Annotated in this window: 13 protein-coding genes; 2 read left to right on the forward strand and 11 right to left on the reverse strand. The window is 75.0% G+C overall.

Translation table 11 applies throughout. The features are described from left to right. Positions 1 to 1,608, reverse strand: a complete 1,608-nt coding sequence (locus tag AB0F18_RS02780) for a VWA domain-containing protein (RefSeq protein WP_362054133.1) — start codon at positions 1,606 to 1,608, stop codon at positions 1 to 3. A 277-nt stretch (positions 1,609 to 1,885) separates the two neighbouring features. Here AB0F18_RS02780 and AB0F18_RS02785 point away from each other — a divergent pair, with 277 nt between their 5' ends. Continuing rightward, positions 1,886 to 3,973 (forward strand): PhoX family phosphatase, encoded by a 2,088-nt coding sequence (locus tag AB0F18_RS02785; protein WP_362054136.1) that lies wholly within the window; start codon positions 1,886 to 1,888, stop codon positions 3,971 to 3,973. Positions 3,974 to 3,977: 4 nt separating this feature from the next. Here AB0F18_RS02785 and AB0F18_RS02790 read toward each other — a convergent pair whose 3' ends face one another. From AB0F18_RS02790 to AB0F18_RS02805, 4 genes are all read right to left on the reverse strand, one after another. Next, a complete protein-coding gene (locus tag AB0F18_RS02790; protein WP_362054139.1) occupies positions 3,978 to 5,237 on the reverse strand; it encodes a HAMP domain-containing sensor histidine kinase in 1,260 nt (419 codons plus the stop codon). Then, complete coding sequence (locus AB0F18_RS02795) at positions 5,225 to 5,953, reverse strand: hypothetical protein (RefSeq protein WP_362054142.1); 729 nt, start codon at positions 5,951 to 5,953, stop codon at positions 5,225 to 5,227. Before AB0F18_RS02795 ends, AB0F18_RS02790 begins: the two co-directional genes overlap by 13 nt. Positions 5,954 to 5,990: 37 nt before the next feature. Then, positions 5,991 to 7,988, reverse strand: coding sequence for an FUSC family protein (locus AB0F18_RS02800; protein WP_362054145.1), 1,998 nt, complete (start codon positions 7,986 to 7,988; stop codon positions 5,991 to 5,993). A gap of 71 nt (positions 7,989 to 8,059) precedes the next feature. Then, a complete protein-coding gene (locus AB0F18_RS02805; RefSeq protein ID WP_362054148.1) occupies positions 8,060 to 8,887 on the reverse strand; it encodes a hypothetical protein in 828 nt (275 codons plus the stop codon). 151 nt (positions 8,888 to 9,038) lie between these two features. On the opposite strand from AB0F18_RS02805, the gene AB0F18_RS02810 reads away from it, so the two are divergent. Next, entirely contained in the window at positions 9,039 to 9,449 is a 411-nt protein-coding gene (locus tag AB0F18_RS02810) for a hypothetical protein (protein ID WP_362054151.1), read from the forward strand. A 98-nt stretch (positions 9,450 to 9,547) separates the two neighbouring features. Here AB0F18_RS02810 and AB0F18_RS02815 read toward each other — a convergent pair whose 3' ends face one another. From AB0F18_RS02815 to AB0F18_RS02840, 6 genes are all read right to left on the reverse strand, one after another. Beyond that, entirely contained in the window at positions 9,548 to 9,730 is a 183-nt protein-coding gene (locus tag AB0F18_RS02815) for a hypothetical protein (protein ID WP_362054154.1), read from the reverse strand. Between the two features lie 56 nt (positions 9,731 to 9,786). Further along, positions 9,787 to 10,143 carry a hypothetical protein gene (locus AB0F18_RS02820; protein WP_362054157.1) on the reverse strand — a complete coding sequence of 119 codons (357 nt, stop codon included), beginning with the start codon at positions 10,141 to 10,143 and terminating at the stop codon, positions 9,787 to 9,789. A gap of 121 nt (positions 10,144 to 10,264) precedes the next feature. Continuing rightward, entirely contained in the window at positions 10,265 to 10,852 is a 588-nt protein-coding gene (locus tag AB0F18_RS02825) for a class F sortase (RefSeq protein ID WP_362054160.1), read from the reverse strand. Positions 10,853 to 11,074: 222 nt separating this feature from the next. Beyond that, positions 11,075 to 12,079, reverse strand: a complete 1,005-nt coding sequence (locus AB0F18_RS02830) for a helix-turn-helix domain-containing protein (protein ID WP_362054388.1) — start codon at positions 12,077 to 12,079, stop codon at positions 11,075 to 11,077. Positions 12,080 to 12,183: 104 nt separating this feature from the next. Then, positions 12,184 to 12,429, reverse strand: coding sequence for a hypothetical protein (locus AB0F18_RS02835; protein WP_362054163.1), 246 nt, complete (start codon positions 12,427 to 12,429; stop codon positions 12,184 to 12,186). Between the two features lie 53 nt (positions 12,430 to 12,482). Next, on the reverse strand, positions 12,483 to 13,235 hold the full coding sequence (locus tag AB0F18_RS02840; RefSeq protein WP_362054166.1) for a CbtA family protein: 753 nt from the start codon (positions 13,233 to 13,235) through the stop codon (positions 12,483 to 12,485). Between the last annotated feature and the right edge of the window lie 12 nt (positions 13,236 to 13,247).

Genomic DNA, 13,247 nt, shown 5'->3' on the forward strand with positions numbered 1-13,247 from the left:
TCAGAACCGGTCGAGGATCCCCTTCAGGAGGGCGGCCGAGGTCAGCTCCGTGGGGGCGGGGCCGGCGTGGAAGAAGCCGGCGTTCTCGGCGTCCAGCTTGCGCAGGAAGTCGAAGGCCTTGGCGTCGTGGTCGCCGAAGGCGACGAACTGCCAGTGGATGCCGGGGGCGGTGGCGGCGGCGTCCGTGATCGCCTGGCGGGCGGGGCGGACGTTGTCGGGCGCGCCGTCCGTCTGGAACACGACCAGGGCCGGGCCCTCGCCGCCGTCCTTCTGGTACCGCTCGACGACGGCCTCGACGGCCACGTGGTAGCTGGTGCGGCCCATCCGGCCGAGCTCGCCGTGCCGGTCCTCGACCCAGGTGGCGTCGTGGGCGTCGAGGGTCAGCTCGGCGGTGCCGTCGAGCTCGGTGGAGAAGAACACCGTGTGGACGGTGGCGTCCTCGTCGAGGTGGGCGGCGAGGGCGAGGGCGTGGTCGGCGAGGTACTGGGCGCTGCCGTCCTTGTAGAACCCGCGCATGGACCCGGACCGGTCCAGCACGAGGTACACCTTGGCCCGCGCCCCGGCCTTCCCGTTGGCCCGCAGCACCTGCCCGGCGGCCTTGTAGGCCGCCCCGACGGCCCCGTCCTTCCGCCGCACCGCTGCCGCGGGGAGCGCGGGGCCGGCCTCTGCCTCTGCCTCCGGCTGGGGGGCGGCGGCCACGTCCTCGGCCTCCGGCGCGGGGGCCTCGGCGGCGGCGGCCAGGGGCTGAGCCTCTGCCTCCGGCTGGGGGGCGGCGGCAATGTGCTCGGCCTCGGGCGCGGGGGTCCCGGCGGCGGCCAGGGGCTGAGCCTCCGGCTCGGGGGTGTCCCGCGCCTCCGGCGCGGTCTCCTCGGCGGGGGCCGGCTCGGCCGCGGCCTGCGGTTCGGCGTCCGCCGTGCCGGCGACGGGCTCCGCCTCGGCGACGGGCTCGGCCTGGTCGGCGGCCAGGGGCTGGGCCTCCGGCCGGGGGGTGTCCGTGGCGTCGGCCGGTTCGGCCTGCGCCTGCGGCTCGGCGTCTACGGCGGCCTCGGCGGGGGCCGGCTCGGCCTCTGCCACCGGCTGGGTGGCGACGCTGTCACCGGCCGGCGCGGCCTCGGCCTGCGGCTCGGCCGCCGGGGCCGGCTCAGCCTCGGGCGCGGCAGCCGTGACGGCCTCCGGCTCGGGGTCGGCCTGCGGTGCGGGCTCCTCGGCGGGGGCCGGCTCGGCCTCGGCGGAGGGCTCGGCCTGGGGCTCGGCGTCTACGACGGCCTCGGCGGAGGGCTCGGCCGCGGGAGCAAGGGACGGTTCCGGGGAAACCGGGCCCGTCGGGGGGTCCTGGGGGGCCGGAGGTGAGGGACGGCGGGCCTCCGGGACGGTGGGGTCCGTCGTGGGGGCGGGGGCGGTGAGGAGGGTGCCCGGTTCGCGGTCGCGCGGCGCGGACTGCGGCGGGACCGTCGGGTTGTCGAAGGAGGCCGCCACCAGGTCGGCCGCCACATCCAGGGGTGTGCGTTCGGCCTGGCTGGGGAGGGCCGCCGTCGGGGCGTCCGAGGTCTCGGGGACCGCCTCCGAAGTCCTTCCGAACACCTTGCGCAACAAGCTCCGAATACCCATGGGCCAGGCCTTTCGCATGAGTGCGTGCGTCATTTGTCCGTGCTGCGCGGTTGATCCCTGCCCAGAGTGGACACGTAAGGTTATCGGCCCCTTGGCTGGAACGACGGCAGGGGCGCCCTTCGTGGTGCCCGTCCTACCACCCAACCCGGCCGCCCGCACGAACTGGCCCTCCGCCGTGCCGGGTTCATCCACCGTTCATCCCCGTGCCCCCGCACCGGCGCACCCTCCGCCTACCGTCGCGGCTGAATTCATTCGTACGTATCCACCGGAGGACCTCGTGCGCAAGCTGCTGCCACTCATCGGAAACCCGCACGGGAGCGGCCGTTCCGCTCTCACCTGCCGCTACCGCTGCGGTGACGCCTGTTTCCACGAGGTGCCCAACACCAGCGACAACGAGTACGTCGGTGACGTCATCGCCCGCGCCTACTCCCGCCGCTCGATGCTGCGCTCCGCCGCGATCGTCACCGTCGCGACCGCTGCCGGCACCGCCGTGACCCTGGGGGCGGGCGGCGGCCGGAGCGCCGCCGCCGCCGGCACCGCCGACGCGCAGCGCACCGGTGAGGCCGCCCGCGGCCTGCGCTTCAAGGCCGTCGCGCCGAACACCGACGACCGGGTCACCGTCGCCGAGGGCCACGACCAGAACGTGGTCGTCCGCTGGGGCGACCCGATCGTCAAGGGCGCCCCCGCGTTCAACCCCGACCGGCAGACCGCCGCCGCCCAGGCGGGCCAGTTCGGGTACAACAACGACTTCCTGGCCCTCCTCCCGCTCGGCGACGGATACGAGCGCCGGCAGCTGCTCGTGGCCAACCACGAGTACACGAACGAAAACCTGATGTTCCGCGGCTACGACCCGGCGAACCCCACCCGCGAGCAGGTCGAGATCGCCTGGGCCGCGCACGGCCTCGGCGTGGTGGCCGTCCAGGAGGACCACCGCTCCGGCAAGCTCACCGCCGTCAGCCGCCACGAGCTCAACCGCCGCCTCACCGCCACCAGCGAGTTCCGCCTGACCGGCCCGGCCGCCGGCGGCGACCTGCTGAAGACCTCCGCCGACACCACGGGCACCAAGGTCCTCGGCACGCTCAACAACTGCTCCGGCGGCACCACCCCGTGGGGCACCACCCTCCACGGCGAGGAGAACTTCAACCAGTACTTCGCCCACGCCGGCAAGGTCACCGACGCCGCCCAGGCCGCCCGCCTGAAGCGCTACGGCGTCACCGCCGGCGAGACCGAGCGCAAGTGGGAGCGGTTCGACAAGCGCTTCGACGTCACGCAGGAGCCCAACGAGCCCCACCGCTTCGGCTGGGTCGTCGAGCTCGACCCGTACGACCCGCACTCCGTCCCGCGCAAGCGCACCGCGCTCGGCCGCTTCAAGCACGAGGGCGCCCAGCCCCGCCTGACCGAGGACGGCCGCCCCGTCGTCTACATGGGAGACGACGAGCGCTTCGACTACTTCTACAAGTTCGTCTCCTCGAAGCGGATGATGAAGGGCGACTCGCGCGCCGCGAAGGAGCACAACCTCACGCTGCTCGACGAGGGCACCCTCTACGTCGCCAAGCTCACCGGCGACTCCCCGGCCGCCGAGATCGACGGCTCCGGCAAGCCGCCCGCCGACGGTCAGTTCGACGGCTCCGGCATCTGGATCAAGCTCGCCACGGCCTCGCCCTCCGGCAACGTCTCGCACGTCGAGGGCATGACCGCCGAGGAGGTGTTCGTCTTCACCCGCCAGGCCGGTGACAAGGCCGGCGCCACCAAGATGGACCGCCCCGAGGACATCGAGCCCTCCCCGCGCACCGGCCGCGTCTACGTCGTGCTGACCAACAACAAGGACCGCGGCGCCGCCGGCAAGGCCGCCGCGGACGAGGCCAACCCGCGCAACGGCAACAAGCACGGCCAGATACTGGAGCTCGCCGAGAACTTCGACGACCCGGCCGGCGACGGCTTCGCCTGGCGCCTGTTCCTGGTCGCCGGTGACCCGAACGACCCGGCCACCTACTTCGCGGGCTTCCCGAAGGACAAGGTCAGCCCGGTCTCCTGCCCGGACAACGTGACCTTCGACCCGCACGGCAACCTGTGGATCTCCACCGACGGCAACCAGCTCGGCTCGCACGACGGCCTGTTCGGCGTCGCGACCGCCGGTGAGCGCCGCGGCGAGCTCAAGCAGTTCCTGACGGTGCCGCGCGGCGCCGAGACCTGCGGTCCGCTGGTCCAGGACAAGCGGGTGCTGGTCGCGGTCCAGCACCCGGGCGAGATCGACGGCGCGTCCGTGGAGAAGCCGCAGTCGGTGTGGCCCGACGGGCCGGGCCGGATCACCCGCCCCGCCGTCGTCTGCGTGTGGCGCAAGGACGGCGGGAACATCGGCGTCTGATCCCTCAACTCCCCTCCGGCAGCCGCCCCACCGGGAGCCGGAGGGTGGTCAGGGCGCCGCCGCCGGGGGCGTTGGCGAAGCCGATGACGATGTCCAGGACGGCCGCCTGGCCCGCCGCGATCGTCAGGCCCAGACCGTGGCCCCGGCCGCGGCCGGGGTCTCCCGTGCGGAAGCGCTGCGGGCCCTGTTCGATCAGCTCGGCCGGGTAGCCGGAACCGTGGTCGTGGATCGTCACCACCGGGCCGTCCACCGTCACCTCCACCGGTGGCCTGCCGTGCTTGTGCGCGTTGACCAGCAGGTTGGCCAGGATCCGGTCCAGGCGCCGGCGGTCGGTGAGCACCACCGCGTCCCGCACCACCCGGACCTCGGCGGCCAGCCGGGACCCGGCGACGGCCCGCTGTACGGCCCGGCCCAGTTCCACCCGGGCCAGGTCGGCCCGCTCCACCCCGGAGTCCAGCCGGGAGATCTCCAGCAGGTCCTCGGTGAGCCGGTGCAGGGCCCCCAGCCGGTCCTGGATCATCTCCTTGGGCCGCCCCTCCGGCAGCAGCGCGGCGGCCGCCAGCGAGCCCGTGAGCGGGGTGCGCAGCTCGTGCGCGACGTCCGCCGTGAACCGCTTCTCCGCCTCCAGCCGTTCCTGGAGGGAGGCGGCCATCGAGTCCAGCGCCCGGGCGACGTCCCGTACCTCGTCGCGGGAGCGGCGGTGGTCCCCGGCGTTCCCGCCGGCCGGGAAGCCGACGCGGGCGTCCAGGTCCCCGGCGCTGATCCGGCGGGCGACGGCGGCCGTGGTCGTGAGGCGGCGGCTGATCCGGTTGGCGAGGAACAGGCCGGCCAGGGCCACCACCCCGGCCGCGAGCGCCGCCGAGGCGAGGATCGCGGTGTCCAGGTCCCGGAGCCGGGCGCGGGTGTTCTCGTACGGGATCCAGACCGCGAGGGCCTGCCGGTCGGCGGGCCCGGCGGCCCACATGACGGGCTTGCCCTGGTAGGTGCCGACCATGCTGCCGGTCCGGCCGCGCGCGACCAGGTCGCGCAGGGGGCCGGGGAGGCCGGGCGGGTCGAGGGCGGCCTGCACGTCGCCGTGCGCGGTGCCGTACTCGTAGTGGCTGAGGGCGTGGTCCAGCTCCCGGTCCACCTCCTTGCGGACCTCCCCGACGACCTGCCGGGCGACGACGTTGTGCACGGCGATCCCCAGCGCGGCGGCCACCGTGCAGCACACCAGGGTGGTGGTGAGGGCGATCTTCCAGCGCAGGCTGCTCAGCGCGCGCATCGCCGGCGGTCCGCGCTCAGGGGGACGTCGGTCAGGGTGGGGCAGTCGTCGAGGGTCAGCTGGGACAGGCTCATGCTCTTGGTGTTCGGGTCCCACACGTAGTCGGAGACGGAGATGTAGACCGAGTTGGAGGTCGGTTCGCGGACCGCCAGGTGCTCGGCGGCCACTTCCACTCCCTCCAGGACCCCGCGCCTGGACAGGATGCGGGCGATCCTGCCGTCGTCCTGGACGGTGTAGACGCGCAGTTCGCTGAGGCGGCCGTCCACGTCCACGGCGGTGATCAGCTCCTCGCGGCCGTTGCCGGTCAGGTCGTGCAGGACGCCGGGGCGCACCGGGCAGTAGGGGCCGCCGTCCACAGCCTGTGTGCAGAGCGCGAGCCGCTGGACGGCCCGGGGGTCGACGAGCCGGCCGGTGCCGCCGTCCTCGGCGGTGGCGGAGGTGATGTCGGCCCGCACGACGGCCAGGGCGTTCACCCCGCGCATGCTCAGGCCCGGCACCTTGGGCAGCCCGGGGACGACCGCGGCGGCGCCGGGCTGCTGGCCGGGTCCCGGCGGGTCGGGGAGGTAGCCCTTCCACAGGGTCTTGGGGGCGTGGACCGTGCCGAGGTCGCCCTGGTTCTTGAGGCCCTCCACGTCGGCGCACCCGCCGGTCGCGGCCGCCGTGAGGGCCAGGGCGGCGGCCAGGGCCGGGGTGGCCAGGGGGCGACGGGGGCGCATGCTTCGATGCTGCCGTGTGCCGGGGCTCCGGGCCCGGTCAGTGCTCCGGTTGGGCGATGGCCCGGGCCGCCGCCACCTCCTGGTGGAGGGGGGACAGGACGCTGGGCCCGCCGGGCTCCGCGGGGACGTCGACCCGGTACAGGGTCTGGCTGCTGCGGACGCCCTCGGCCAGTTCGCGGAGGTGTCCGGCGATACGGGCCACCTCGGAGGGGGGCGGTTCGGGGGCTCCGTGGTTGACGCGGACGCGGGCCGCCGTGGTGGCGTCCACGATCCGTTCCACGGCCACCACCAGCGGCCACCACGCGGCGGCACGGCTGCCGGTCGGCGGGGGCTCGGTCAGGGCCCGCTGGAACTCGCTGCGGACGCCCGAGAGGTCGCGGTAGATGCGCCGCCGGGCCTGCAGGCGGGACTGGCGTGCCGCCCGCAGCGCGGCCTCGCCGGCGACCGGGGCGAAGGCGCACTCCACGTAGCGCGCGGCGTCGTCGACGGCGTCGGCCAGCCGGTCGCCGATCCGGGTGTGCCAGCTCTCGGGCCACAGCAGGTAGCCGGCGACCAGGGTGATGGCGCAGCCGATCAGGCTGTCCAGCAGCCGGGGCCGGATGAGGTCGAAGCCCTGGTGGTTGAGGAGGTCCGACAGGAGCAGGATCACCGGGGTGATGGCCGCGGTCTGGAAGACGTACCCCTTCGCGGAGAACGCCGGGATCAGCGCGGCGAGCAGCACCGTCACCGGTACGTCCCACCAGCCGCGCGGCACCTCCGCCAGCACGGCGGCGGCGAGGACCAGCCCGGCCGCCGTCCCCAGGGCGCGCAGCACCGCGCGGGAGAAGACGGAGCCGAAGTCCGGCTTGAGGACGAAGGTGACGGTCAGCGCCACCCAGTACGAGCGCTCCACCTCGATCAGGGAGACCAGCGACTGGGCCAGGCCGATGCACAGGGCCAGCCGGAGCCCGTAGCGCCACGAGGCCCCGGACAGCATCATGTCGCGCACCACCCGGCCCGCCCGGACGCGCAGGGCGGCGGGCCGGCCGAGGCGGTCGTCGACGTTGTACGGGTCCGGCTCCTTGAGGGGGACGATCTTCGCCGCGTGCCGCAGGGCGGCGTCCACGGCCCGTTCCGACGGGCTGTGCGGGGCCGGCAGGTCGAGGACCGGGGCCTCGGTGCGGCCCTCCTCGACGGCGGCGGCCAGGTCGCGCGCCGCCGCCGGGAACTCCGGCGGCAGCGGGCGCCCCCGCAGGTGGGCCGCGGGGGCGGCCTCGACCAGCGGGATCAGCACGTTCAGCTGGGCGAGCACCCGCACCAGCGAGGGGCTGCGCCCGTGCACCCGGGCGCGGCGGCCCAGGACGAGGTCGTAGGCCTGGTTGAGGGTCTGGGTGACGTGCTGCCGCCGTTCGTCGTACTCGGCCGCCGGTCCGCCCGCGGCTTCCAGCGCGTCGGCGACGGCCCGGTAGGCGGCCGCGACGGCGGCCCGTTCGGGCCGGCGGCCGCGCAGAGGCCAGCCCAGGAGGGTGAGCAGGAGGACGAACAGGCCGCCCGCGGCGAGCAGCAGCGGGGCCGTCCACCAGGGCTCCGGCATCGGCAGACCGGCCCCGACCACCGCGTTGAGCAGGAAGACCAGCCCCGACGCGGAGGCGACCGTGCCGATGGAGGAGATCATCCCGGAGAGCAGGGCGATCAGGGTGAGGACGGCGACCGCGACCCAGCCGTGGCCGTAGACGAGGGTGCCCAGGGCCACCCCGATCGCGCCGAGGAGCTGCGGGAGCGCGATGTTCAGGATCCGCATCCGGTAGGCGTCGGCGGTGTCCCCGATCACCCCGGACAGGGCGCCCATGGAGGCGAGCGCCCCGTACTCGGGCTCGTCCAGGGCGAAGCCGACCGCGAGCGGGACGGACAGCGCGATCCCGGCGCGGACCACCGCGGCCCAGGGGACGGGGGCGCCGCTCGGCCGCAGTCCCGCGACGAGCCAGGCGGGGGGAGCCAGGGTGCGGGGCCGGGGCGGCTCGGCCGGTATGTGCTCGGTGCGTCGTTCGGTGGTCATTCCGCTTCCGTGTCACCGCTCGCGAATCGGTTCTTCTGGGGCGTTCTGCGGAGGATGGGTATGTTCCGAGCTTATGGGGTGCGGCGTAGTCGGCCCGTCAGCCATGCGGCGAGCGCGGTGACCAGCCCGAGGGCGAGGACCACCCAGGCGGTGGTCCGCAGGAACGCGGTGAGCGCGTCGTACACGGCCCCGGCGGCCGCCCGGTCGATGTCGGCCGGAAGGTCGTCGAGGGTCAGACTCCGGCACACGCCGACCGCGATCCCCAGCAGGACGGCCCCGGCCGCGATCCCGAGACCGGTGGCCAGCAGGGCGCGGCGGCGCCGTACGGCGACGGCCACGGCCGCCGCCGCGAGCAGCAGGGTCAGTACGGGAAGCCAGACTCCGGCGATCTGGAGCATGCGGAACCCCTTCCGGAGCGCGCCCAGGTTGTCGTACTCCATGACCTTCACGGACAGGTGCGTCTCGGGGATGCGGTCGGCGAAGGGCACCCCGTCCTCCACCAGTTCCCCCTTGACCTGGGCGATCACCGGGGCGAGGTCGATGGTGACGGCGTCCCCGTGGCCGGTGGTGAGCGCGTCGAGGAACGCGGTGTGCGCGGCCCGGTTGGCCGCGTCCCAGGCCGTCCGGTAGGCGGGGGTCCCGGCGAAGGAGTGCAGGGCCTCGCCGATCAGGGCGTCCACCCCGCCCTGGAAGGGGCCCGCGTCGATCTGCCCGGAGAGGGCGCGGGTGACCTGGGTGACGACCACCCCCTGGACGGCGGGGTTCGTGGCGAGGGGGGACATGGCGGCGGTGTAGTGGTCGGCGTCACCCAGTTGGCGGTCGGCCCAGTACGCGACCGCGCTAGCGGGCACGAGGAGGGCCACGAGCACGATGAGGGCCGCCGACAGATAGGTGCGCACGTCACCAGGGAAGGCGGCCGCGGGGCGCGGCGCCAGCCCGGTTGCTGCGTCCGGGGAGCCGTGGACGTCCGCGGACCACCCGGACGGGTGATCCACTTGCCGCCCCGGGGCGGCGGGTGTGCCCTGGAGGCTGGAAGAGAGGAGCCCCGCCATGGCACACGCGGCCCCCACCGCCCCTCGGCGGCACCGCCCGATGGCGTCGGCGCACGCGCACGACATCAGCAAGAGCGCCCTCGCCCGCCCGCTGCTGCTCGGCCTCGTCTACGGGGTCTGGGCGGCCTTCATCAAGCGTCAGATGGGCCCGGTCGACGCGGGCAACGTCTTCTACGGAATCCTGTGCGGCGTCATCTTCGCCGGGATCATGTTCGCCCTCGCGCGGGTCGGCCCGAGGCTCAAGCGGGAGCTGCACGCGGCGGCCTACGGGGTCTTCATCGGGGTCGCCGTCGGCTATCTGCACAGCCTGACCAACCAGTCCGTGCTCCGCGCCACCGTCGTCGGCCTGTTCTCGGGCCTCGGCGTGGGGATCGTCGCCTTCTACCGGTACTACACGCGGGAGACCTGACCCCGCGCGCAGGACCGGGCGGGCCGTGGCGCCGGTTCCCGTGCCCCGTTGCCGGGGGCACGGGAACCGGCGCCGCCTGATGGGGTGCCCGAAGGGGGCTACGCGGCCGGGCCGGCGGTGCCCCGCTGCGGCTCGGCGCGGGGCCCGGTTTCGGGGGCCTCGGGGGCGGTCTCGGAGGACAGGGCCCGGGATGCGGGCCGGTCCTCGCGGGCGGCCGGGGAGAAGCGGACGGCTTCGGCGCGGATGAGGGCGTTCAGCGCGGCGTACGGGTCGATGGGCATGACGGAACCTCACGGTGGTCCTGGGTGTGTGGGGGGAGTTCTTCCGCTCGGCCCGCTCAGCAGCGCAGGACCACACTCCGGACCGTCCGCAGGGACAGGGCCGCCCCGGCCGGCCCGTACGGGGCCACACGGGTGGACTCGTCCGCGTGTTTCACGTGAAACGTCCCCGACGGCAGCCCCCGCGGGCCGGGCACCGCGCGTACGACCGTGCGTACGTCCGCCCGGGCATCGGGATCCGCGGCCGGATCCGACTGCCCTTCGGCGGGGTCGGCCGGGGCGGAGGAGGCGGCACGGGGATCGGCGCCGGCGGTGGCCACCGCCGCCGGACCGGCGCCGAACAGGCACAGCAGGGCGACGCAGGCCACCGTCAGGGCCCGCGCCAGTACCGTCCGCGCGTACCGCGCACCGCTCATGGGGCTTGCATGCCCCACCGCCGCGGGCGACTCCCCGGCCGTCCCCGAGAAGCGCCCGACCGGGTGATGAAGACGCCCCCCTCGGCTGACGGGGCGCCGGGTCCGGACGGGTGCGTCATGGTCAGCCGGTGCGGAGGGGGCCGGTCAGCCGGGCGAGGACGGACGTCTCCCCGCTGACCAGCCGCAGGCGCGCCCGCCCCCGGTCGGGCCCGGTGACCCCGTACGGGGAGACCCGCTCGACGGTGAACACGGCCGTACGGTGGTCCGCGCGCGGGATCTCGATCGTGCGGCCGCGCCGGAGTTCGGCGAGGGGGAACCCGCTCGCGGTGACCACGGCGGTGCCGGCCGAGCCGGGGGCCGGGGCGGTGGTGTCCCAGCCGGCGGTGTCCTCGCCGTCCTGGGCGCCTTCGGCCAGGGGGAGGTCCACCCCCAGGCTGGGGATCCGCAGCCGGAGCGGCCGTGACGGGTGCATCGGGGCGGCGGAGACCGCGCGGCTGCGCCGGGGCGGGGCGTGGCTGCCGGAGTGTTCCAGCTCGCGCACCAGGCGGCGGTGGCCGGAGAGGCCGAGGGCACGGGAGGGGAGGGCGTCGGTGATGCCGGGGGTGCCGGACCCCGCCCGTTCTCCGCCTTCTGCGCCGTGCAACAGGGCGATGCCGGTGCAGAGCAGAGTGACCGTCAGCGTGGCGACCGCCCACGGGGCGCGGGGCATGGCATTCCTCCTGGGCCGGCTCGGGCGGCCGGTCCCTGGGAGCGTGGCCCACCGCAGGTGGGTCGGCACGTCGGTGGGGTGCGTGAGTTGACGGGGCGTCATCGGTGTGTCGGGGGGCGTGGGGGGAGTCTTCGCAGATGGCGGTGGGCGGTGGGGGGCGTTGCGAAAGCGGGGGGCGGTGCCGCCGAACGGGTGAGGGGTTTGCTCCCCAGCCCCCGCGCCTCACACGCTGGACAGGGGTTCGGTGGGCCAGTTCAGGAGGCGGGCGGCCAGGGTGGCCGTCTGGAGGGTGTAGCGGTGGGCGGGGTCGGCGGGGTCGTGGGTCGTCAGACGGTGGATGCGTTCCAGGCGGTACGTCAGCGCGCGCACGCTCAGGTTCAGCCGGCGGGCCGCCTCCGCCGCCACGCAGCCCGCGTCGAAGTACGCGGTCAGGGTGTCGAGCAGCGGTGTCGCTCCGCCGCGTCCGGCCCGCAGGGGGCCGAGCACCGTCAGGACCAGGTCGGCCAGGGCGGCCCGGTCCCGGGTGAGCACCGGGAAGACCAGCAGGTCGGCGGCGCGCAGCAGCGGGCCCTCGAAGCCGAGGCGGTCCGCGACGTCGAGGGTGCCCAGGGCCTCCGCGTACGAGGCGGCGATCCCGTCGACCCCGGGGTGCGGGCGGCCGATCGCGACCAGGGCGCCCGTGGACGCCCGCCGGGCGAAGTCGGCCAGTGTCCCGTCCTGCTCGCCGGAGGTCACGCAGACCAGGTGGCCGTCCTTGACGGTGAGGAGTACCGGCTGTCCGGCGAGGGCCGCTTCCAGGCGCCGCAGCGGCGGGCCGCCGTCGGCATAGGGGGTGGGGGCGCGGGCCACGGCCACGGTGTGGGCGTCGGCCGGGCGCAGTCCGAAGCGGGCGGCCCGCTCGGCGAGGCGGTCCGGGGCGTCCCGGCCCGGGAGGAGGTCGTCGATGAACTCGCGGCGGGCCGACCGGCCCCCCTCGTAGCCCTCGGCGAAGGCGTCCAGGGCCTGTTCCGCGGCCGCCATCAGCAGGTCCGGAGCGCCCGGGCCGCCGAGCGCGGTGCGGGTGGCGGCCAGATGGGCGGCGAGCAGGACGCGCGGCCCGTACCCGGCCTCGGCGGCCCGTTCGCCCAGGGCGCGGCGGGCGTCGAGTTCCCCGGGCGTGGGGCGGCGGCCGGTGGCCGAGACCTCCCCCAGCATGCGTACGTACCCGGCCAGGTACTCCTCGGGCATGTCCCGCCGCGCCGCCGCCGTCACACCGGCCCCCGTTCCCGCTCGGAAGATCGAAAAGCCCCATTCTTCCTGGCGGGGACGGCTGTTCGGCGGTGGGGGCGGGATCACAGCACCACGAAAACGACCGCCGCCGCCCCCATGAGGGCGGCGGCGAGGTGCATCGCGGGGTGGCCGTAGTCCCCGTACCAGAGCTGGCGGGCCAGTCCGCCGAGGGCGGCCAGGGCGGTGATGACGCCGATCTGGGCGAAGAGCGGGACGGCGGTGAAGGGGGCCAGACTCAGCAGTACCGAGTTCAGCCAGAACGGTGCGGCGCCGGTCCAGCCCCGCCATTCCCGGATCGCGGACGGCATGTCCCGGCTCCACCCTCTTCACACCCGGCACGTCCGTAACCGGAGTGCCATGCTCAACTCGTCGGCTGTACAGCCTCCTTGGGTGCGACGGCCGGGGCAATAGCGCGTTCGGCTAGAAATCCGAAGACCAGGCCGAAAGTAGTCCACACCGCTGCCTGGATGGCCAGCGAAGCGAGCCGGAACTGCCAGATCAGCGCCGCCGGGAAGTCCTCCGGCACCTCGTTGACCGCCGGAAGCAGCGCGAAGGCGATGCCGATGGCCGCCACGAAGGCGAGCGAGGCGACGACCGAGGCGTTCCAGTTCCCCAGGCGCGGCGCCAGCCGCCGGCCCAGGATCAGGGCGCCCGACGCCAGGAGCACGCTCAGGGCGATCATCAGCACGTAGAGGGTGGTCCGCCGGACGACCGTGTCGGGGTCGCCCACGGCGGGGGGATTGGCCGGGTACTTGAGGAACGGCACCAGGGCGACGGTGACGAACAGCCCGCCGCTGACCAGGGCCGCCGTGGCCCGGGGGCCGAAGCGGCCGATGCGGCCGAGCGCGAAGCAGAAGACGAGCGCGGCGATGCCGCCGAGCGCGACCCCGTAGAGCAGGGTGCCGGTGCCGAGGCCGGCCGTCGCCTGGAGGACGCGGCTGACCGGGGCGGCTTCGGCGTGGTCGTGCGCGGCCTCGCCGGCCTCCTCGATGGCGATCGCCGCGTCCACCTTGGACTCGCCGAGCAGGTACGCGACGAGGAAGGCGGCGACGCCCGCGAGCAGCCCGGCCAGCATGCCCCGGACCAGCAGGGCACGGGGGGAAACGGTGTTCACGTGGGAGCTCCT

It is taken from the genome of Streptomyces sp. NPDC029216 (genome assembly GCF_040648015.1).
In the GTDB taxonomy this organism is placed as follows: Bacteria; Actinomycetota; Actinomycetes; order Streptomycetales; family Streptomycetaceae; genus Streptomyces.